This is a genomic window from Marinobacter sp. (assembly GCF_046484525.1).
Lineage (GTDB): Bacteria > Pseudomonadota > Gammaproteobacteria > Pseudomonadales > Oleiphilaceae > Marinobacter.
In genome coordinates this window covers 115,982-137,366 of sequence record NZ_JAWOIS010000013.1, presented here as the reverse complement: position 1 = coordinate 137,366, position 21,385 = coordinate 115,982, and the positions used below count along the sequence as shown (strand labels likewise).

Here is a 21,385-nt window from a genome sequence, read left to right as displayed (position 1 = left end):
GCCAGGTGGGATGGTTCGACATTGCACAGGGCCCGGAACATGGTTTCCAGCCGGCCCGGGTGCTGCTTGTCCCAGGTCTGGAACATGTCCTTGATCACCTGGCGCTGAAGATTCTCCTGGGAACCACACAGATTGCACGGAATAATGGGAAACTCGCGCAGGGCCGCATAGCGGGCAATGTCCTTTTCGCGGGCATAGGCCAGCGGGCGGATCACGGTATTTCGGCCATCATCACTGTGCAGTACCGGCGGCATGGACTTGAGCTTACCGCCATAGAACATGTTCAGGAACAGGGTCTCGAGAAGGTCGTCCCGGTGGTGGCCCAAGGCAATCTTGGTAACCCCGTGCTCCTCGGCAAAATTGTAGAGAATGCCCCGACGGAGTCGCGAGCACAGTCCGCAAGTGGTCTTTCCCTCAGGCACCTTTTCCTTGACGATGCTGTAGGTGTCCTTTTCGATGATGTGGTACTCGACACCCAGTGAAGCAAGGTATTGTGGCAGCACTTCTTCCGGGAAACCGGGCTGCTTCTGATCCAGGTTAACCGCAATCAACTCAAAGGAAACCGGTGCGCTTCTCTGCAGGTTAAGCAGGATATCCAGCATGGCGTAGGAATCCTTGCCACCGGACAGGCAGCACATGACCTTGTCACCGGCTTCAATCATCGAGAAATCAGCAATCGCCTGCCCCATTTCACGGCGCAAACGTTTCTGCAGTTTGTTCAGCTCCAGTTTCTGGCGCCGGTCCTGCTCGGAAGCGGGCGACTGGTCAGCGGCATTGGCGATCATAGCTTCGGACATAACAACCACGTTCATAAGATCAATGAGGGTGCGATTATACGCATCACCGGGTTTCAGGGACAGGATACCGGATAGGGATATACTGCAACCCGGCGACACACGGGACAGCACAGGAGACCTTCCCTATAGCCCCACTCTCCCCTACCATACCCTCCATGACCGATCCTGCTCTGACCAATCACAAGGACGCTGAAGCGTCCGGCCACATTCTCGATCACCAGATCCAGCACCTGCTCGTGGCCGTGGAGCATGAACTGCGCAAGGCGCCCCGGGGCACCAGTGAGCTGGCCCTGATCCGCTCTCTTCAGGCACCCCCCTGGGAACTGATCGGAGAAGTCAGCTTCCGCGAACCGGAAAGGCTCTATCCCGTGCATTTCCTGCTGTTCCATGTGCTCTACCGTCTCCGGGACCGGTTGGCCGAGACCGGCGAGAGCCTGGAAATCTCGCCGCTGGATATCCGGCTGAAACCGCAGTCCGTCGTTTCAAGCACCGGCCTGCCGGATGAGAAGGATGAGCTACGCCGTTTTTACCTTGATCTGGACCGGTACCGAATGCCCGAGGAAAGCATCCGCAAAATAATGAATGATTTCTGGTCAGGACGCCCGACATGCTCTCCAGCGCGGTCCGAGCTGCTCCAGGCGGCACAGGTACTCGGTTTCGACGCTATACCCGGCGACTTTGGCTCAGTCAAGCACCGCTTCCGGCGGTTCATTATGGCAGTACATCCCGACCGCGGCGGCGATACGGCATCGGTGCAGGAGCTGAACCATGCTTTTTCCGTACTCAAATCCCATTTTCGGCTTTCGGCCTGACTTACCGCCAGACCAGGGGAATCCATAATGCCAGGAAACATTGTTTTCGCCTTTCTCACGCTGGTCACTCTCAGCACAGCTGTCAGGGCAGACCTGGCAGTGCTCCAGTATCACCACGTGAGCGATGCCACGCCGCCATCCACCAGCACTTCCGAATCCTTGTTCGAAGCCCAGTTGAACATGCTCGGGGATCTTGAACTGGAGGTGGTGCCCCTGATGGAGGGCACACGCCAGGCCCTGGAGGAAGGTGCGACCCGGAATTCGGTTGCCCTGACCTTTGATGATGCCTATGAGTCCGTTTATACCACCGCAGCGCCAATGCTGGCGGACCGGGGCTACCCTTACACGGTTTTCGTCAATACGGATGCTGTCGGCCGTACCGGCTACATGACCTGGGACCAGCTGGAGGAACTGGCAAGCCGCGAAGGTGTGACCCTGGCCAACCACAGCACCGATCACGGGCATCTTGCCCGGAAACCCGATGAACCCGAAGATCAGTGGCAACAGCGAATTGAACACAGCCTGGATGACGCCCAACGAGAGTTGGAGCGGCGCCTGGGGATCGACAATCCCCTGTTCGCCTATCCATACGGGGAGTTCGACTCCGACCTGGAGGATGAACTCTCGGACCGGGGCTGGTATGGCTACAGTCAGCATTCCGGCCCGATTGGTCTCTCTTCGGCCACGACCCGGCTGCCACGATTTCCCATGGCCAATGCCTACGGTCAGATCGGCAGCCTGAAGAACAAGTTGCTCAGCCGTGCCTTTCCCGTCGAGGCTGCCGACCTTCCGGATGGCGTCATCACCAGCAATCCGCCGATGCTCGAGTTGCCTTTGCCGGAGACGCTGTCCGCCTCCAGACTCACCTGTTTTGCCTCAGGCATGGGAAGGATTGATATCGAAACTGTTGAGGATGGAATGATCAGAGTCCAGGCGCCGGGAGCCTTCAACAGCCGCCGCTTCCGCTACAACTGCACCCACCCGGCCGGCGATGGCCGGTTCTACTGGCTGTCCCAACCCTGGCTGAACCTGAGCCAGCCGGAGGACTGAGCGGTAATCAGGCTAGTCTTCCGCGACCAGCCGGACACCAAGCTCACCGGTGCTTGCGTGGGGAATGGTTTTCGGGCTCTGGCCAGTTTCGACCACGGTCTGGCTCCTGAGGTCCTCGGCCCGGGTGAAGATCACCATCCAGCGTTCGCCACGGGCCGGAAAAGCCGGTATCCAGGCTTGCAGGTAGGCGCGGGAATGCCAGCTCTCTGGCTCGAATCCCATCGCCATGTCGGTCACCACCCGGACAGGCCGCAGCTCCTCATCCAGGAAGGCCAGTGACGGCACAAACAGTCCATCGAGGGCAAAAGAGCGCAATCGGAAGACAAAATCCGGGTATTTCCGGGGATCGGGCAAGGCAACAAGGGCAAAGGGGCTGGTTCCGGTGCTGAAACCATGGCTCTTCGAGGCGTCGCTGATGTCCACCTCAAACTCGCGACCGATGATCCAGGACTGGCGCTCCCGTGTGCTCAGATTCTGACAACAGCTCGCGGTAAAACGACTGAAAAAACTGTCGTTTTGCTCGACCCCAAGAATGGCCAGTGCGTCCGGGTCGTAACCTTCCACAGGGGACTCCGGTTGTGGAGCGGTACCGGGCTGATGGATGGAGGCCGGCGTGATTTCAACCGGCGGCGGGACCCTGCCCTTCTGGACATCGGTGCGGGTGTCTGGCGTGTAGTAACTCACACGGATGTTGCCTTCGGCATCGCGCCAGGTGAAATAGGGCCTGGGCTCCCCGGGCCGGACATAGCCGTCGCGGGCCAGTTGTTCGGCGTCGGGGTAGTTTTCCAGGGTGTATTCGTCCTCCGGCTGGAGCACCGGAGGCTTGTCCCGCTGCTGACCGGACAAATCGCCGGCCAGGTTCGCTGCAGGTGGTCCCGCTTCGCTATCCTTGCCCCCGGTAGAGGTTTTTTCAGGAATCGGCGAATAGCGTACCCGCCCCTCCTCGTCCACCCAGGTGAAGTAGCCCTCCCGTTCGCCCGTCGGCGAACCACCAAGCTGGCAACCAGCCAGCAAGGCCGCGAGAGTGGCAACGATCGGTATCTGGCGCCGGGCTTTTCGGGTCACGGAGGTTACCTTTTGATGTCCGCACAGTTGGTCAGAATTTCGTCCGGAAACTGAGACCGGCCATCACAACCCGCAGCGAGGTCTTGATGTCCAGACCGGCGTAGGGGTTGTAGATGACATTGGTGATGTTATCGCAGTTGACGTTACAGCTGGTATCGGCCGGAATGGTCTCGATGGAATGCAGGTAACTGAGGTTCATGTCGATTTCCGTATCCTTATCCCACTTGTAGCCAAGGCCCACACTGTACAGGTTGGCACCACCAAAAGGTGCCATGATCTGGCGCTGGTCGTCGGGAATCACCGAATCCCGGATCTCCACGCCGGCCCGCAGGTCCAGCCGCGATGACACATGCAGCTCGGCGCCGAACGCCCAGTTCCACTGGCTCTTGAAACCCAGCGGCAAACGCAGCGTATTCGGTGTCGCATTGTCCGGCGAGAGAATCCGGGCGGCATTGAGGAACTCCAGATTCCGGTCGAAGCGGAACACGAAGGCATCCCACTGGGCGTAGTCGGTCCAGCCGACGTCGGCATTGAGGGTCAGCATCGGATGGACATCCACACTAATGCCAGTCTGGAAGTGCTGGGGGTAGACCAGATCCATGCTGACGTTGCCGGCTTCCCGGGGCGCGCCGGATGGCAGGCTGAGAATAGCCGAGGTGATCGCCCCGAGTACCGAGCCATTGACACTCTGCCAGAATCCTGACCAGTCGTCGGTATACTCGATCTCGAAGGTGCCCTTCATGTTCATGTCGGCTTCGGAGGTGTAGTTCGCCCCCCACCGGAACCAGTCCGTAGGCTCCCACATCACCCCCAGGGCATAGGTGGGCGAAAGGGTTTCCTGAACGTTGATATTCAGGGAACCGATATCATCCCACGGTCCGATATTACCCCCGCAAAGCGCCAGCCAGGGCTCCAGTGGCTCGTCTCCGCTCTCACAGTTGAAGGCGTCCTGCAGGATTTCGGCAACGCCGAGCATCATGTTCGGCGCACGCATGTACTGGTCGGCTGCAATCCCCATATGGGACAGGTGAATGCCCGCACCCACCGACCATTCTTCATTGATCTCGTACCCGACCGTCGGCGACAGGTAGGTGGTCCGCTGTAACGCGGTCGCCTGGGGCTGATAACGGCCGGGGTCGTCCTTGTCGCGATAGTAACCGGCGGCCATGGGCAGGTAGAGTGCATTGGCAAAGGTCAGCTTTGATCCCGGCGGGTTAACGCTGATCCCGGCCGAGGGCGCGATGGCCGGCCCTGGGGGCGCCCTGAGAATCCCGTAACCTGGCAGATACAGGGCAACGTTGTTGGTGTGGCTATGGGTATTGGCGACCGGATCACGCTGCATACCGGTGAGCGGGTCTGTTTCCAGACCGTCAATACCGAAGATCTCGTACCCCTCCGGGGCCGTGAAGTCGGCATCGATATCCAGGTAGACGCTCATCAGGTTCACTTCGAGCTGGCGGCCGTCCAGCTTGGTAAGACCCGCCGGATTATAGTGGATGGCCATCACCCCTGGCGGATCGGCCGTTACCGCATTGCCCAGTGCCAGTGCCTTCGGATGAATCGTCAGGTTCTGAGCGAACTGGGCCTGGGCGCCAAACGACATGGCCGTACCGATCAGAGCCCCGAGAATCTGCCGTTTATGGCCGTTTTGTCCCATGAATTCCTTCCCTTCCCGTGATTCGTGGACCGCAACGCTCACTCTTTGAGGCCAGAGAAGTTGATGGGCAGGGATACCCCGATAGAGAAGTCCGGCGCGTCCTCGGTCAGGCCAATGCCCAGACTGGTATTCACGATGGTGGTATCACTGACCCGGGTACCAAGCGACATGCTCAGGAAACCGGTCATCTGGTCCTGGGCCACGGCCTGTTCACCGTTGGTGAAGGTCAGGATGGTTTCGTCGCTGTAGCTCAACTGGGTGGAGATGCTCAGGGAGATGTCGTAGGAAAGCGAGTAGGCAAAGCCGGCTGAACCGGACACGCCAAATCCGGGCTCGACCTCAACCAGCAAACGGGCACCCCGGACCTGATTCAGATCCTCGGCCGGCAGGTTGTAGGTGGCGCTGACGGACCCGAAAACCACAACCGGATCCAGCACCTTGGACAGGCTGACACCACCTCCTGCGGAATAGTAACCACTGCCCGTGGACAGCTGTTCCTTGATATCGATTTCATAGGGGCTGACGCCGGTCTTGGTGGTCAGGGTGCCAAAAAAGGTGGTCGACATCTTGCCCGGCACATAGGCAAACGGCTGCCAGCGCCCGGTCAAGGAGACATCGCCGAAATCGTAGATGCTCAGCTCATCCTCGGTATCGTATTTGACCACCAGGGGAATACGAGTGCCGACGGTCAAATTATTCAGCAGACCGTAATCGTAGGAAAAAGCGTTGGTGAAGGTGTGGGTGGCTGACGGCACCACATCCAGGTTACGGACCGAGCCATTGGTGATGGCCAGATCCACACGCTGGTCCGCCGTGTAGGAATAGTCGAATGAGTAATTCAGCGAGTGGGTGCCCTTTTTCTGCAGAGAGTAGTTCTTCTCGGCAGCCTGGAACACTTCTTCCAGCTGTTTGGAGGCATCTTCGTCACCCTCCTGCCTGGCCAGCGCTTCCCGCGCCTGGTCCACGCTTCCATCCTGTGCCAGTACTGCGCCTGGAAACAGAGCGGTGACGGAAACAAGGATAAAACCTCGCACAAACCAACGATTCATCCTGACTCCCTTATTTTATTTTTAGTGATTCTTTGCCGGAGCTTGCGCCCGGAGAATTAGTTACGGCGGTAATGCAATTGTTTCCGGGTGTTTTCGACACTACCGTCCGGATTGTTTTTCTGACGTTCGAGCAAGTTGTTGATGCGTCTTTCCGTGGCCTCGTGGAAAACCGGAATCCGTTCCAGAGCCAATAAGGTCATTGTCTGGTCATCTATAAAGCGCAGGTCTTCCTCTTTCAGTTCGAGGTTATCGAGGGGGTTGTCGCTGCCGGGAAAGACAATGAACAGCACGTTGTCGTCCCACTTCTCCTCGAACTGGGCGAGGGTGAAGGAGATGTTGCCCACCGAGGGGTCCGCCAGGTAAACCCGGCCATTCCTGATGGTGCGCAGCACCACGAAGTGTTTGAAGCCGGCGTGATGGATCGGAACGATCGCCGGGTGATCAAGGCCGATCAGATCCTCGATGGTCGCCCGGAAACCGCCGGACGGGTAGCCCAGGGCTGTCACCAGCCGTTTCATGTCCAGCATGGAGAAAGCACGGCGCTGAACGATCCGTTCGCTTTCACCGTAATGCAGCAACCCCTCCATCACCTGCCGTTCCGACAGGGTGCGGCCGAGGTAGTAGTTGAGCACGGTGGTCAGGGCCGCACTGCCACAGCTATAGTCATAGGCCTGCCGAACAATGTTGCGGAACTTCTGCTCGACCAGTGGCTCTATTCGGAAATCGGAGCGCAGTTTTACCGGGCTTGCATCCACGTCCTGCTCGATCACAATGGAGCCTTTCTCGAATGGCTCGACCAAGGTTGCTTCCTGCACCATGGTGAATGTAAGAATGGATCCGGCGAGCACCAGCAGCATGTCAGATAAAGTCCCTGTTTTTATGTCCCGTAGTGTTAATCGTGTTACATGTTGTTACGGTAAGATACCGAATTACCGGTACCCTTAAAGATAACTGTGCCTCAAATCTGTCCCTGCAGAGGAGGTGTCCGAAGAACGTCTTGAGAACTGGTTCATGCCAAAAACAACATTGAACCCCGGAAGTCTGACCTTCATTGATGCCAAGACCGCCAGCCCGTTGCCGCCGGCCGGTCTCCTGCCCCGGGAGAAGTTTAACGACCTGCTGCACGTGGCCGAGCCCGTCAGTCTGCTGCTGGTCCATGCTCCTGCCGGTTATGGCAAGACCACCACCATTGCCGACCGACTGGGCGCAATGGATACCGAAAGCGCCTGGTACCGCCTGGAAGCCAGCGACAACGATCCGTCCCGGTTCGCCGGCTACCTGGCCCGAACCCTCAGCCTCGCCACCGATGGCACCGGTTCATCCACCTTGAACCGCCTCCGGCAGGAGGGCTATTCCGATCTGGAAGCCTTTTTCACCGACCTGCTGGCCGAATTGCCAATGGAGGCCAAACCGGTTTACCTGGTGCTGGATGATTACCACCTGATCGATAACCCTGACATTCACCAGTCGCTCCGTTTTCTGATCCGGCACATGCCGGCATACCTGACTCTGGTGATCATTACCCGGACGGTTCCACCCTTGGGCGTGGCCCAGCTGCGAATGAAAGGCCAGATGACGGAGATCACCAGCCGGGATCTAGCCTTCGATGCGGACGAGGCCCAGCACTATCTGGAAGGTCGCCTGCCCTACGAAGTGTCACGGGAGCATATCGAGCGGGCCGTGCGCCGGGTAGAGGGCTGGATTTCCGCGCTTCAACTGCTCTCTGCATCCGCGGTTACCAGCATCGAGTTCAGTGACTTTGTCGATCAGCTGGACGAAGGCAATCAGCACATCTTCGATTATTTCGACGAGCTGGTTGGCCAGACCCTGACCGAGCAGCAACGGACCTTCCTGCTGCGCACCAGCATTCTGGAGCGCTTCAACGCCGGCATGGTCATGCGGGTGATGGATGACACCGACGGCCAGGCCCTCCTTGGCGGCCTGCTCTCCATGGGGCTGTTTATCACACCAGTGGACAACTCCGCCCTGTGGTTCCGTTACCACCACCTGTTTTCTGTCTACCTGAGACACCTTCTGAGCTGCACCACCCGGGAGAACCGGCGGACACTGCACCAGCGAGCGGCGGATGCCTGGCTGGAACTGGATCATGCCGAGGAAGCGGCCCGGCACGCCATTGCCGCAGAGGACCCCGAACGGATTACCCGGGTGCTGACCCTGCACGGCCGGAAATTCTTCACCGAAGGTCAGTTCAACCTGTTGCAGCGTTGCCTGGACACCCTGCCCCAGGACGTGATTGCTGAGGACCCCACCCTCACCCTGTTACGTGCTTGGGTCGCGCAGGGGCAGTACAAATTCGACGAAGTCGAGAACTGGCTGTCAGCGGCCGAAGCAAGGCTTCGGGCGGTCATGAGCGAGGAATCCCAGCGGGCGGTACATGGTGAGTTCAGTGCCATCCGGGCACAGGTCGCCATGAACTACGGCGACAGCGACCGGGCGCTGGTCCTGGCTCGGGAAGCGGTGGAGCAGGAAGCGCAATATCTTCCGACCTCCCGGGTCGCAGCAGCATCCGTGGTGGGCGAGGCCCTTTTTGTAAGGGGCGAGCTTCAGGAAGCCCTGGCGCGGATGCAGGATACCGAACACATGGCCCGGGCCCACCAGGCTCATCAGAACGTGATCTGGGCCCTTTGCCAGCAAAGCGAGATCAGCGTCGCCATGGGTTTGCTGCAGAAGGCCTATAACATTCAGGAACGGGCCTTCCTGTATGCTGAGGAAAACCAGCTGAACCACTTGCCCATCCTCGAATTCCTGTTCCGGATTCGCAGCCAGATCATGTGGGAATGGCACCACCTGGAGAGCGCGGAACGCTGTGCCTTACAGGGTATTGAAATACTCGAGGCCCAAGGCGAGCGCTGGTATGTGCAAAGCTATACCACACTTGCCAAGGTTGCCCAGGCCAGGGGGCGCCAGAGTCTCTGTGCGGATTACATTGCCAAGGTCCAGAAGATGCTGGCCGCCGGTGATTATCACCTGGACTGGGTGGCAAACGCCCACGCCACCATGCTGACCTACTGGGATGCCGTGCGGGACCGGGATGCGATCCAGCGCTGGCTGACCATTGCCCCAGTTGGCAACCCCGCTGAAGCGACCAACCATTTCTACCAGTGTAACGGCCGCAATCGCGTCCGCGCCCTGATGAGCCTGGGCCAGTACCACGAAGCCCTTCCTGCCCTGGAAGAACTGACCAGGGTCGCCGATGGTCTGGGACTGAAAACCGATCTGAACCGAAACCACATTGCCCTTGCCTGCCTGTTCTGGCAGATCGAGGACCGGCAGCGAGCTCTGGGTCACATGAAGCAGGCACTGGAGCTGGCCAGCACCACCGGGGCCGTAGGCAGTTTCCTGTGCCTGGGCAAAGTTCTGATCGTAATGCTGAAAGCCCTGATCAATGATGGTGCGATGGATGGTATGGAACTGCAGAGGGCGGAGCGCCTGATCCAGCTGGCCCAGCAACAACGCGACTTCAGCCGGGCGATCCGCATTTCCCTGGACGAAGCGATCATCCAGGACATCATCGACCGGCCGGATGTCCCGGAACTGATCCGTACCTCTCCCCTGACGCGCCGGGAGTGGCAGATCCTGAGCCTGATCCATGCGGGCTTATCCAATGACCAGATTGCCGAGCATCTCAAGGTGGCCTCGACGACAGTCAAGACCCACATCCGCAGCCTCTACCAGAAACAGAACATCAGCCACCGTTCGGAAGCCATTGAACTGGCGAAGCACCTGCTCAGCAAGATCCAGGGGGAGTAGTCCCCCGGATTGTCAGAGGGAAAAGACCACGCCCAGCAGGGCGTAACACAACAGCGTCACCACCACGATGCCCATCAGGTTGAGGGCAAAACCGGCGCTGATCATGTCACCGATTTTCATATCGCCACTGGAAAACACAATGGCATTGGGTGGCGTTGCCACCGGCATCATGAACGCGCAACTGGCAGCGACGGCAGCCGGGACGGTCAGCAACAGGGGTGATACGCCCTGGGACATTGCCAGCGCCCCCAGCAACGGCAGGAAAGCGGCAGCGGTGGCGGTATTGCTGGTCACCTCGGTCAGAAAGATGATCACCCCCGCCACAATGGCAATAAGCAACAACGTCGGCAGTGTTCCCGCGGCACCCAGGGAGCCGGCAATCCACTCCGCGAGTCCGGAACTGCTGATAACACCTGCCATCGCCAGGCCGCCACCAAACAGCAGCAGGACACCCCAGGGAATGCCCTTGGCGGTATCCCAGTCCATCACAAACAGACGCTCACGGGTGTCTACCGGAATCAGAAACATGGCGATGGCCGCTGCAATCGCGATACCGGTGTCGCTGAGCCAGGGCATCAGCCCATCGGACAACAGTGGCCGGAAGATCCAGGCGGCGGCGGTGATCAGGAACACCACCCCGACCAGTTTTTCCCCTTTGCCCAGCGGTCCCAGTGAGGCCAGCTCGTCACGGATGAGATCACCGCTATCACCCTGGTGGGCCAGGCCGAAATCCCGCCGGGTCAGCCACCACCAGGCCAGTGCCAGCATGACGACTGCCACCGGAACACCCAGCAACATCCACTGGGCAAAGCCCACCGAGATGCCCTGATTTTCGCTCAGGTAGGCCGCCAGCAACGCATTTGGCGGTGTTCCGATCAGGGTTCCGATACCCCCGATACTGGCGGAGTAGGCAATCGCGAGTAACAGCGCCGTAGCATAGCGACGAACGCTGTCAGGATTGGAGCTGTCCGCCATGGCAATCACGGACAGGCCGATGGGGAGCATCATGATCGCTGTGGCGGTGTTACTCACCCACATGCTGAGAAATGCGGTGGCGAGCATAAACCCGGCGATCTGGCGCTTCGGCTTGTTGCCAACCGCTTTCAGGGTCAACAGGGCAATGCGACGGTGTAGGTTCCAGCGCTGCATCGCCAAGCCAAGGGTGAAGCCACCGAGAAACAGGAAGATGATCGGATGCGCGTAAGGAGATGTGGCCGCTGAAACTGACCCCAACCCCAGTGCCGGCACCAGTACGATGGGCAACATCGCGGTGGCGGGGATCGGGATGGCTTCGGTACTCCACCAGGTCGCCATCAACAGCATCAGGCCAAGGGCCGCCCAGGCTTCCTCCCCCATGGTTTCGGGGGCAGGAACAACCAGCGTGATCAACAGAAATAGGGCACCGAGTACCAGGCCAATCAACTGACTCTTGGGCAGTCCCGTGGACTGGTTCGCGCCTTTTCGGGATTCGGACATAGCAACAGGTTTCCGTCAGGTTCAATACGGGTCAGTATCGATCGGGTTCAGGAGGCCACACGAGCAAGCTGCCGGTCATGGACACGGCCAAGCAGCACCAGCGCCAAAATGGCGCCAGACAGGGCCCAGGCCATGTCCGACTGGGTATCCCAGACATAACCCTGGGTACCCAGGAAGGCCTCGGCCGCCTCATCACTGAGCAGCGCCACCCACCATTCAATCAACTCGTAGAATGCGCTGAGGGCGAGACAGAAGCAGACAATAAAGAACGAGGGCCAGCCGGCACGGGCGAAGACATCCAGCCTGAGGACCACCTCGCGGGCAACCATAGCCGGGATGAATCCCTGGGCAAGATGCCCGAGCTTGTCGTAGTTGTTGCGCTCCCAGCCAAACCAGTCGCCCAGGTGATTGAACAACGGCACTTCGGCGTAGGTGTAGTGGCCACCCACCATCAGGATGACGGCGTGCACCAGGATCAGCCAATAGGCCAGCGAAGTCAGGGGAAAGCGGAAATAGCACCAGGCGACAAGCAAAAAGCCAATGGCCGCAGGCAATACCTCCAGGACCCAGGTCGCCCGGTCCTTGGGGTCAATACCCGACCAGACAAATACTGCCAGAAATATTCCCACCCAGGCCAGGATAGCCACCGGTTTCTGCGCCATACACTGCACCTCCCTTGTTGGTAGTTTCGGGTTTATGGTCGCATTGTACTCTAGGCATGATGCACTACTGGCTCACGGCTCGTGCTCCTGCCCCGTTCTTGGTGTTAGCCCAGGTTCAACCCACATCGGGATAACCGACCACCTTCTTTTACTTCAGCGGGCACGGATCCTGACACCCTCGTCCAGTTGACGATCGGGGTGCCTTACCACCCGATCGCCAACTTCCAGCCCATCGAGAATCACGGTTTTCAGCCCGTTACTCTGGCCGATCTGCACCACCTGACGATGGACGGTATCATCTCGGGCAAGGAAGACCCAGGACTGTCCCTCAGAACTGAAAATGGACGAGGACGGTGCCCAGAGTACGTCCGAGGCAGACCAGAGTATAAAGCTGGCATCCACCCGGTAGCCGTCACCGAGGGATTGCCACTGCTCGATGGGGCTGGTGATATCTGCCACCACCTGCACTCGTTGCTCCTCTACGCCCAGGGCCGAGACATCCTCGAACCCTACCGGCTCCACTCTCCGGACCACGCCTTCCAGTTCTGGCCCGCCCCAACCATTGAAGCGAACCGTCATTCCGGGCTGCAGCTTCACCGCATCGAAGCTGAGCACCTCGATAACCACCTCCAGGGCCGCCGGGTCTCCGACCTCGGCAATCGGACTCCCCGACTGGATGACACCTTCACTCTTGCGCACAACCGAAAGCACCGCACCGGCGACCGGAGACGTCACCGCCACCCGTTCCTTCGGCTGTTCACCATTACTGCGGGCCGCCGATACCTCCAGCCGGGTACGCGCAGCTGCCAGCTCGTGGGCCATGACTTCCCGATCAAAGCGGGCCGAGCGCAGAATGGCCTGTGCCCGATCCGCCGTGGCTCTTGCCTGTTCAATCTGTTCCTCGGAGACAAACCGGTTGTCACTCCGTGACCGCAACGCCTCCAGGCGTTCAAGCTCCTGGCGTGCGAACCGGGCTTCGGCCTCGGCCGCTTCAACCTTCTGCTGCGCCGAATTCAGCGCCGACCGGGCCGCTTCCACTTTTGCCTCGGCTTCTGCCCGACTTCTCGCGTCCAGGATCGCCGATGGCATCGGGTCCACCTCGGTCAGTGTCTGGCCGGCGTTCACAGGATCACCCACCTCCAGCATGATCCGATGCAGATAACCGGAGACCGGTGCCGAAATCAGGTACCGGTCCTTGACCCGGGCCTTGCCCTCCTCGGTGATGGAAACCTCCAGCGGTCCACGACTGACCTCCGCAAGATCCACCCAAACCGGATCCGGGCGGAAAGCAAACGTGATCGCGGCCATTGCCAGCACGGCGATCAGCGCCCAGAACAGCCATTTACCCGGCAGCCATCTTTTACTCACAGCACCCCGCCCGGACATTGATCCATTTGATGTTCTCCCGATTGCTATTCACGGGTTTTGAGGACCGCTATCAGGTCCAGGTTGCGCAGACGCCACCAGGCGATCACCCCCGAAGCGATGGCAGACACCACAACCACCGCCGAGGAAATAGCCAGTGACTGCGCAGTGATGGTCAGCGGCACCCGATAGAGTTCGGTCTGCATCGCCGTGATAATGGCCCAGGACAAACCATAACCCGCAAGCCAGCCCAGGGGGATGCCCAGAACCAGCATCACTGCTACTTCCGCGAGAAGAATATGATTCACCTCGTTATGGGTGTATCCCAGGACCCGCAGGCTTGCCAGTTCCCGGCCTTTCTCCGCCAGTGAAATCCGCACCGTATTGTAGACCACGCCGAAGGCAATGATTCCGCCCAGCATGCTGATGAAAAGGGTAAACGTCAGAAAGGTTTTTGCCAGTGTTTCGTAGAAGCTGTCCAGCATGGCCTGACGGATACTGATGCCGAGTATGCGGGGCGTTTCCCTGAGTTCGCGGTAGGTTTCCTGAGCTCGTAGTGGGTCAATATTCAGCAGAACCTGATTAACCAGTCTCCCCTCTCCCAGCGCACGGTTCAGGGACGCCAGCCGCATGTAAGCCCCGACTCCGAGGAATTCGCTGGTTATGCCGGCAACCGGCAGTTCGACGCGGCGACGATCCCCCTCCAGTATCTCGATCTCAAGCGTCTGGCCCGGGGCCACATCGAGCCGCCTGGCCAGAAAATCGGTTAGCAGCAATCCTTCCTCTGGCAGGGAAACCGGCTTCAGTTCCTGGTCGATGACGAACTGGAGGCTGGCCTGATCGGGCATACCGATGACCGCGCCGCGCCATTCCCGATGCCCGTTCACCAGTCGGGCGGTCACCACCCGGCGCCCCTCGGCATAGCGGATGCCCGGCTGGCTCTGGAGGTCATACAATGCCGGTGAATTGACCGGGTCAATCAGGGTAGCGGTGACATCCTGTTGCTGGACCCGGGCAAATTGCGAATGCACCATCAGGGAAACTGCATCAAACTGGAAATTTCCCACCAGGACGATGGCGGAGGCCATGGCAATGCCGCTGACCGACAGCAGCGTTCTCCCCGGTCGCCGAAACAGTTGCCGGACCACCATTCGGGAGGGTTGGCTGAAACCGCGGGGGGCGAAAAATCGTTCAGCTGCGGTGACCCGAAAGCGGGCCGGGCCCTCGGGGCGCATGCCCTCGGCGGGTGGCAGTGCGGCAGCGCGACGGATAGCCTGCCACCCCCCCAGCCAAGCCACCAGGAGGGTAACGATCGCAAGCAGAAGGAGCCAGGCCGGATCCAGCCGGAACAACAGCGACGGGAACCGGTAATAATCCATATAGATCTCACCCATGGCCCGGCCCGCCCAGACACCCAGGGCCACCCCCAGCAGCAGGCCGATCACCGAAATAGTAAGCACCAGCTGACTGTAGTGCCAGCCAATCTGCACATTGCTGTAACCGAAGGCCTTGAGTGTGGCAATGATATCCCGCTGAGTGCTGATCAATCGGTTGATCACCACATTGAGCAGAAACATGGCCACCGTCATGAAGATCGCCGGGAAAATCGTTGCCATGGTCCGCAGCTGGGCCAGCTCATCGTCCAGCATCTGGTGGGAGAAATGGTCCTCTCGCCCATAGGCACCGGTACCACCGTAGCGATCCAGCACCCGATCCAGGTTGTCGATGACCGATGCCACCGGTACTCCGGGCTCTACCCGGGCAACCAGGCTGTTGAAGGCGCCTTTCATGTCCATGGCCGCGGCCAGGGCCTCGCGCCCCATCCAGAGCACGCCATACCGGGGGTAATCCGGCAACATGCTTCCCGGGGCAAGCACATAGATAAACTCCGGAGCCTCTGCGATGCCAGTGATCGTCAGCTCCTGGCGACGGCCGTTGATGATCCCGGTAAAGTGATCCCCAGGTTCCAGCTGGTGGGCCTCGGCAAAGCCCTGGATCACCACCACCTCATGGCCCCGGCCCGCCAGCGGCAGACGGCCGCGGCGCAGGAATAACTGGTTTACCTCCGGCTGGCCGTGCTCGGGCAATGACACTAGACGGGCGGACACCGGATCTTCAAACCCCGGCATCTCCAGTTTTGCGCTCCCCTCCACCCGTGCACTGAAACGGGAAATCCCGGGAATGGCTGCAATCTGTTGGGTGACATACAGGGGCGCCCGCTTGAGCAAGGCGAAGACCTCGGCAAACCGGTAATCGTCGTAATACACCGCACGTGTGGAAACCAGAGACGAATAGTTGACCAGGGATAGCACACACACCGCGACACCGCCGGCAATGACCAGGGCAATGGCCAGCACCTGCCCCCGCATCTGCCAGAGCTCCCGGCGAATCTTGGTGTTGAGCGAGGGTGTGGTCAGGGCCATGGCATCACCAGGTCAGAGTCTTCGGGTCCTGCCGCTCGGCATTGCGGGACTCACCGCTGATCCTGCCGTCGGACATGGTGATCACCCGGTCCCCCATACTCGCGATAGAGGCATTGTGGGTAATAATGACGGTGGTGGTGCCGGTTTCCCGGTTGGCCTTGTCCAGGGCTTCCAGCACCAACACGCCCGTGGCCGAATCCAGCGCTCCCGTGGGCTCATCGCAAAGCAGCACCTGCGGGCGCTTGGCAATGGCCCGGGCGATGGCCACCCGTTGCTGCTCGCCACCAGAAAGCTGGGCAGGAAAGTGGTCCATCCGGGATTTTAGCCCGACCAGGCCCAGCGCTTCCTCGGGGGGCATGGGGTCGGAGGCGATCTCCGTGACCGCCGCAACGTTTTCCCGTGCGGTCAGGCTGGGAATCAGGTTGTAGAACTGAAACACGAATCCGACGTGTTCCCGGCGGTAGCGGGTCAGTTCGGCGTCGCTGGCACCGCTCAGATCATGATCCAGGTAGCGCACCTCGCCGGCGGTGGGCACATCAAGTCCGCCCAGGATGTTGAGAAGGGTGGATTTGCCGGAACCGGAAGCGCCCAACATGACCACCAGCTCACCGGCGTAAAGATCCAGGTCAATGCCCCTGAGCGCATGCACCTGTACTTCACCCTGGTCGTAGACCTTGGTCACGCCCCGAGTGTGGAAGACCGCTTCCCTGCTCACTGTTGGAATCCCTACCCCTGCTTATGGGTGACTCAATCGCCGGCGCAGTCCACACAAAGCGTGGTGTACGGCAGTACCTGCAATCTGCGCGGATCGATTTCTTCCCCACAGGACTCGCACTCGTCCCCGACACCGTTGTTGATGCGTTGCAGGGCATGCTCAATCTGGGCGAGCTCGGCACGGGCCTCCGTTTCCAGGGAGTCGACCACCTCATCGTTCTGGGTCTGGGTCGCCTGTTCTTCGAAGTCCTTGTCCAGGGCGCCGTCTTCGCGGTTCTGGTGAGCATGGTACCGATTCAGGCGAGCCTGCACATCGGCTTTCAGGGCTTCCAGTTCGGATTTACGATCAGTCATGACGGGTTACGGCTCCTCTTGGATTCGATTGGCAATTAATCGATACACTAAAGCATAAGCTGAACCCGGGATTGATGCTTGTCAAAATGCCATCTCCTGTCCCAGCCTCCGCCCTCCTACTCCCCACTCCTCCCCCGGACTACGCCAACAAAAACTTTGCCAGGAGGATGAACGCTACATCGCCCGGACGCACTATGGGCCATGTCTAATTCGCAGTGGAAGTGAGGCAAAATGAACAACAACCCGGACTGGTGGCGTGGCGCCGTCATCTATCAAGTATATCCACGCAGTTTTTACGATTCCAATGGCGACGGTATCGGAGATTTGCCCGGGGTAACCGCCAAACTGGACTACATCGCCAGCCTGAATGTGGACGCCATCTGGCTTTCTCCGTTTTTCACCTCTCCGATGAAAGACTTCGGTTATGACGTGTCCGACTACCGCAACGTCGACCCGATCTTCGGCACCCTGGATGATTTTGACCAGCTGATTGCCGAGGCGCATAAGCGTGACCTGAAGATCATGATCGACCAGGTACTCAGCCATTCCTCCGATCAGCATCCCTGGTTCGTTGAGAGCCGGCAGTCCCGGGACAACTCCAGGGCCGACTGGTACGTCTGGGCGGATCCGAAGGACGACGGTACTCCGCCCAACAACTGGCTGTCTGTATTCGGCGGCTCAGCATGGGCCTGGGACAGCCGGCGCAAGCAGTACTACCTGCATAACTTCCTGGCCAGTCAGCCGGACCTCAACTTTCACAGCCCGGAAGTACAGGATCAGGTGCTATCCGACGTGAAGTTCTGGCTGGATCGTGGCGTGGACGGATTCCGTCTCGACGCCATCAATTTCTGCTTCCATGATCCGGAGCTTCGGGACAATCCGCCCAGCAAGGCGGTACAGGAAGGCTCTATCGGTGTGCGCAAGGAGAACCCCTACGCCTACCAGCATCACACGTTCGACAAGACCCGGCCGGAGAACCTGGAGTTCCTGAAGCGCCTGCGGGCCCTGCTCGACCAGTACCCGGGAACAACCACAGTCGGTGAGATCGGTGACGATGATTCCCTGCAGACCATGGCCGACTACACCCGGGACGGCGACAAGCTGCACATGGCCTATTCGTTTGATCTGCTGACCGAGCAACATGGTGCTGGGTTCTTCCGCAAGACCACCAGCACCATCGAAGCCAAGCTGACCGACGGCTGGCCGTGCTGGGCTATCGGCAATCATGATGTCGCCAGGGTGGCCACCCGCTGGAACGCCACCTCCGAGCAGCAACTCAAGGTTTACATGGCGATGCTGCTGACCCTCCGCGGAAGCGTCTGTATCTACCAGGGCGAGGAATTGGGGCTGACGGAGGCGGAGCTGCAGTTCGAGGACCTGGTCGATCCTTACGGCATCACCTTCTGGCCCGAGTTCAAGGGTCGGGACGGTTGCCGGACACCGATGGTGTGGCACCATGAGGAAACCCACGGAGGTTTTTCCGATACGCGCCCCTGGCTGCCGGTCTATGATGATCACTACAACGCGGCGGTCGCTGTTCAGCATGCCGAGGACAATTCCTTGCTGGCGGCCTACCGTGCATTCCTGGGGTGGCGGAAAACCCAGCCAATCCTGCTCAAGGGCGACATCGAGTTCCATAACAGCCCGAAGGACACTCTGGTGTTTACCCGGAGTTACCGGGGAGAGAACCTGACCATCGCCCTGAACCTGAGCGACAAGGCGCAGACCCTCTCCATGCCCGTTGCCGGCAGTCCCCTGGCAGGTACGCCGGATTTCGTCGGCGGCCAATGGCAGGGTAATGATCTGAAACTGGAGCCTTGGGGCGTGGAAATCTCCGGGTTCTGAGTGGTCACCATCAAACAAGAAGACAGACGTTATGGCCAGTGTAACCCTTCGCAACATCTGCAAAAGTTATGACCAGACCCAGGTCACCCGTAACGTGAACCTGGATATCCAGGATGGCGAGTTCGTGGTATTCGTCGGCCCCTCGGGCTGTGGCAAGTCCACGCTGCTGCGCATGATTGCCGGGCTTGAGGACATTACCTCGGGTGACATGTACATCGGCAACGACCGGGTCAACGACCGGCCGCCCAAGGAGCGGGAGGTAGGCATGGTATTCCAGTCCTATGCCCTCTATCCCCACATGGATGTGGCCGAGAACATGGCGTTCGGTCTCAAGCTCGCCAAGACCCACAAGACCGAGATCAGCCGGCGGGTTGATGATGCCGCCCGACTGCTGCAGCTGGACAACCTGCTGGAGCGCAAACCCAAGGACCTGTCCGGCGGCCAGCGCCAGCGGGTGGCCATCGGCCGGACCATTGTGCGTGAGCCGGAGGTATTCCTGTTCGATGAACCCCTGTCGAACCTGGATGCGTCACTCCGGGTCCAGATGCGGATCGAGATCTCCCGGCTGCACAAGCGCCTGGGCGCAACCATGATCTACGTGACCCACGATCAGGTTGAGGCCATGACCATGGCGGACAAGATCGTTGCCCTCGATGACGGGGCCATTGCCCAGGTGGGCAAGCCGCTTGAGCTTTATCATTACCCGGCAACGCGATTTGTCGCCGGGTTTATCGGCTCGCCGAAGATGAATTTCATTGACTGCTCGGTGGTCTCCGCATCCAGCCAGTCAGTGATGGTCAACCTGCCCGGCGATCACCAACTGCAGCTGCCGGTAAATGGCAACGGGCTGAGCGAAGGTGAAACAGTCACACTCGGCATCCGCCCGGAGCACCTGAGCGAGGACCTGGAGGCCGACATGTACATGGAAGGTGAGGTGCATGTGGTTGAGCGTCTGGGCTATCAGACCCTGGTGCATCTGGACGTGGACAATGTCGACGGAGTACTGACCATGCGCACGGATGGCAGCAATCCAGTCCAGGAGGGTGCACGGATGACCCTCGGGCTCACCGCCAACAAGTGCCACCTGTTCCGACAGGACGGTGCCGCTTGCCCCCGTCTCTATCAGGAGCCCTGCGTCGACTTCTGATTGGTTTGGGGCCGGTTGTCACGTTCCGGCCCCTTTTTTCCCTTTCTCTCAGTCACCCCGATCTGCAATGTAATCGGTAATGGCCGCATAGAACTCCATCTCGTCAAAAGTGTCCGGGCCTACACCGACCACGTCCAGGTGATCCTGGTTAATCACGTAGCTCGACGACGTCATCTGTGTCGCATTTGGCCGGTTCAGGTCACTGACATATCCCAATTCGGTCCGGGTCCAGACATAATCAAGACAGCCCCAGCATTCGTAATACTCCAGACGATAGCCCTGTTGCTGGCTGTTGATACCCACCAGACCGTCGTCATCACGATCACCGGCGTATCCGTCGCCCTGGCCGGCCGCACCGTCATTGTTGCAGTCGTCCACGCAATAACCGTCACCATCAATGTCGTAGATGAACTCCGACGTCAGCCACAGCGCCGGGTTGAGGCTGCTGCCGTTCTGGGCTGTCATCAATGACACCGAGTTGGCCACATAAGTAGTGCTCACGGGGTATTTCTGATTAAAAACCTTCATCCCGGTGGTTACACCGTCGTTGGGATCGTAGTCGTTGTACACCAGTTGCTTGGTGCCGGCGATGGCGTCATTGCCACTGCCATAGACCACGTTGCCATAGTAGTTGGCGAGGGTTTCCGTAACCGAATTGGCGTAGTGGTCCAGAATGTACTTGGCCACCGGCGAGCCCCGGTGCGGCGATGAGATACTGACGTGAGTCCGGACCACACGGTAACCCTTGCGCTCCCGCAGAAGGCGAGCAGCCTTGCGGGAATCGATACCGCCCTGGGAATGAGAAACGATATTCACATGACTGACACCGGAGGTGGCCATGTAGCTCTCGATGTTGTTCGCCAACTGGTAGCCGCGGACCTCGGAGCTCTGGAACGGAGTCACCGAGGAGACAAAACTGCGCTGGCTATCATTAATATCGCCGTTGCAGTTGACTTCAAGGAACTTGTCACAGGGGTCGAGTACAAAGGTACCGTAATCGTCACCCCAGTAGTCGTAACCGAGAATGTCATCGAACCCGGCCATGCCATGGGCAAAAACCACCGGGTATTGGGTGCGATTGGCATCCCTTGCCAGGACCGCAGGGGCTATCATCATCCCGGTAACCAGGAGCATGACTGCACCCACCCTTGTCAGGGCACTTTCGTTTTTCATGGTATTAGCCTCTTATTTTTTTTTG

17 protein-coding genes are annotated in these 21,385 nt (G+C 59.5%); 5 read left to right on the top strand and 12 right to left on the bottom strand.

Going from position 1 to position 21,385, the window contains the following annotated elements:
• The coding region (ttcA, locus tag R6W86_RS03230; RefSeq protein ID WP_410327951.1) for a tRNA 2-thiocytidine(32) synthetase TtcA at positions 1 to 797 on the bottom strand (797 nt) is incomplete at its 3' end.
• A 155-nt stretch (positions 798 to 952) separates the two neighbouring features.
• Here ttcA and R6W86_RS03225 point away from each other — a divergent pair.
• Positions 953 to 1,609, top strand: coding sequence for a DNA-J related domain-containing protein (locus R6W86_RS03225; protein ID WP_410327950.1), 657 nt, complete (start codon positions 953 to 955; stop codon positions 1,607 to 1,609).
• A gap of 27 nt (positions 1,610 to 1,636) precedes the next feature.
• The gene (locus R6W86_RS03220) at positions 1,637 to 2,659 is read left to right on the top strand and encodes a polysaccharide deacetylase family protein (RefSeq protein ID WP_410327949.1); all 1,023 of its coding nucleotides are present in this window, start codon (positions 1,637 to 1,639) and stop codon (positions 2,657 to 2,659) included.
• 12 nt (positions 2,660 to 2,671) lie between these two features.
• Here the strand turns inward: R6W86_RS03220 and R6W86_RS03215 are convergent, their stop codons facing one another.
• From R6W86_RS03215 to R6W86_RS03200, 4 genes are read right to left on the bottom strand one after another with little or no spacing between them, the layout of a single operon-like run.
• Entirely contained in the window at positions 2,672 to 3,724 is a 1,053-nt protein-coding gene (locus R6W86_RS03215) for a MalM family protein (protein ID WP_410327948.1), read from the bottom strand.
• 31 nt (positions 3,725 to 3,755) lie between these two features.
• Positions 3,756 to 5,381 carry an OmpP1/FadL family transporter gene (locus R6W86_RS03210; protein ID WP_410327947.1) on the bottom strand — a complete coding sequence of 542 codons (1,626 nt, stop codon included), beginning with the start codon at positions 5,379 to 5,381 and terminating at the stop codon, positions 3,756 to 3,758.
• A 38-nt stretch (positions 5,382 to 5,419) separates the two neighbouring features.
• On the bottom strand, positions 5,420 to 6,430 hold the full coding sequence (locus R6W86_RS03205; protein ID WP_410327946.1) for a transporter: 1,011 nt from the start codon (positions 6,428 to 6,430) through the stop codon (positions 5,420 to 5,422).
• Positions 6,431 to 6,486: 56 nt separating this feature from the next.
• Positions 6,487 to 7,287 carry a C39 family peptidase gene (locus R6W86_RS03200; protein ID WP_410327945.1) on the bottom strand — a complete coding sequence of 267 codons (801 nt, stop codon included), beginning with the start codon at positions 7,285 to 7,287 and terminating at the stop codon, positions 6,487 to 6,489.
• A gap of 154 nt (positions 7,288 to 7,441) precedes the next feature.
• On the opposite strand from R6W86_RS03200, the gene malT reads away from it, so the two are divergent.
• Complete coding sequence (gene malT, locus R6W86_RS03195; protein ID WP_410327944.1) at positions 7,442 to 10,201, top strand: HTH-type transcriptional regulator MalT; 2,760 nt, start codon at positions 7,442 to 7,444, stop codon at positions 10,199 to 10,201.
• Between the two features lie 12 nt (positions 10,202 to 10,213).
• On the opposite strand, the gene R6W86_RS03190 is transcribed toward malT, so the two are convergent.
• From R6W86_RS03190 to R6W86_RS03165, 6 genes are all read right to left on the bottom strand, one after another.
• Positions 10,214 to 11,677, bottom strand: coding sequence for an SLC13 family permease (locus tag R6W86_RS03190; RefSeq protein ID WP_410327943.1), 1,464 nt, complete (start codon positions 11,675 to 11,677; stop codon positions 10,214 to 10,216).
• A 47-nt stretch (positions 11,678 to 11,724) separates the two neighbouring features.
• Positions 11,725 to 12,339: a DUF2238 domain-containing protein gene (locus R6W86_RS03185; protein ID WP_410327942.1), complete on the bottom strand. Its 615-nt coding sequence runs from the start codon at positions 12,337 to 12,339 to the stop codon at positions 11,725 to 11,727.
• A 153-nt stretch (positions 12,340 to 12,492) separates the two neighbouring features.
• Positions 12,493 to 13,707 carry an efflux RND transporter periplasmic adaptor subunit gene (locus R6W86_RS03180; protein ID WP_410327941.1) on the bottom strand — a complete coding sequence of 405 codons (1,215 nt, stop codon included), beginning with the start codon at positions 13,705 to 13,707 and terminating at the stop codon, positions 12,493 to 12,495.
• 44 nt (positions 13,708 to 13,751) lie between these two features.
• The gene (locus tag R6W86_RS03175) at positions 13,752 to 16,127 is read right to left on the bottom strand and encodes an ABC transporter permease (protein ID WP_410327940.1); all 2,376 of its coding nucleotides are present in this window, start codon (positions 16,125 to 16,127) and stop codon (positions 13,752 to 13,754) included.
• Positions 16,128 to 16,131: 4 nt separating this feature from the next.
• The gene (locus tag R6W86_RS03170) at positions 16,132 to 16,842 is read right to left on the bottom strand and encodes an ABC transporter ATP-binding protein (protein WP_410327939.1); all 711 of its coding nucleotides are present in this window, start codon (positions 16,840 to 16,842) and stop codon (positions 16,132 to 16,134) included.
• A gap of 32 nt (positions 16,843 to 16,874) precedes the next feature.
• On the bottom strand, positions 16,875 to 17,195 hold the full coding sequence (locus R6W86_RS03165) for a TraR/DksA family transcriptional regulator (protein WP_410327938.1): 321 nt from the start codon (positions 17,193 to 17,195) through the stop codon (positions 16,875 to 16,877).
• Positions 17,196 to 17,426: 231 nt separating this feature from the next.
• On the opposite strand from R6W86_RS03165, the gene R6W86_RS03160 reads away from it, so the two are divergent.
• Together R6W86_RS03160 and malK are read left to right on the top strand one after the other, a co-directional pair.
• Positions 17,427 to 19,040, top strand: coding sequence for an alpha-glucosidase (locus R6W86_RS03160; protein ID WP_410327937.1), 1,614 nt, complete (start codon positions 17,427 to 17,429; stop codon positions 19,038 to 19,040).
• 31 nt (positions 19,041 to 19,071) lie between these two features.
• Positions 19,072 to 20,187, top strand: a complete 1,116-nt coding sequence (malK, locus tag R6W86_RS03155; protein ID WP_410327936.1) for a maltose/maltodextrin ABC transporter ATP-binding protein MalK — start codon at positions 19,072 to 19,074, stop codon at positions 20,185 to 20,187.
• Positions 20,188 to 20,235: 48 nt separating this feature from the next.
• On the opposite strand, the gene R6W86_RS03150 is transcribed toward malK, so the two are convergent.
• Positions 20,236 to 21,360, bottom strand: coding sequence for an esterase/lipase family protein (locus R6W86_RS03150; RefSeq protein ID WP_410327935.1), 1,125 nt, complete (start codon positions 21,358 to 21,360; stop codon positions 20,236 to 20,238).
• Positions 21,361 to 21,385 lie beyond the last annotated feature (25 nt).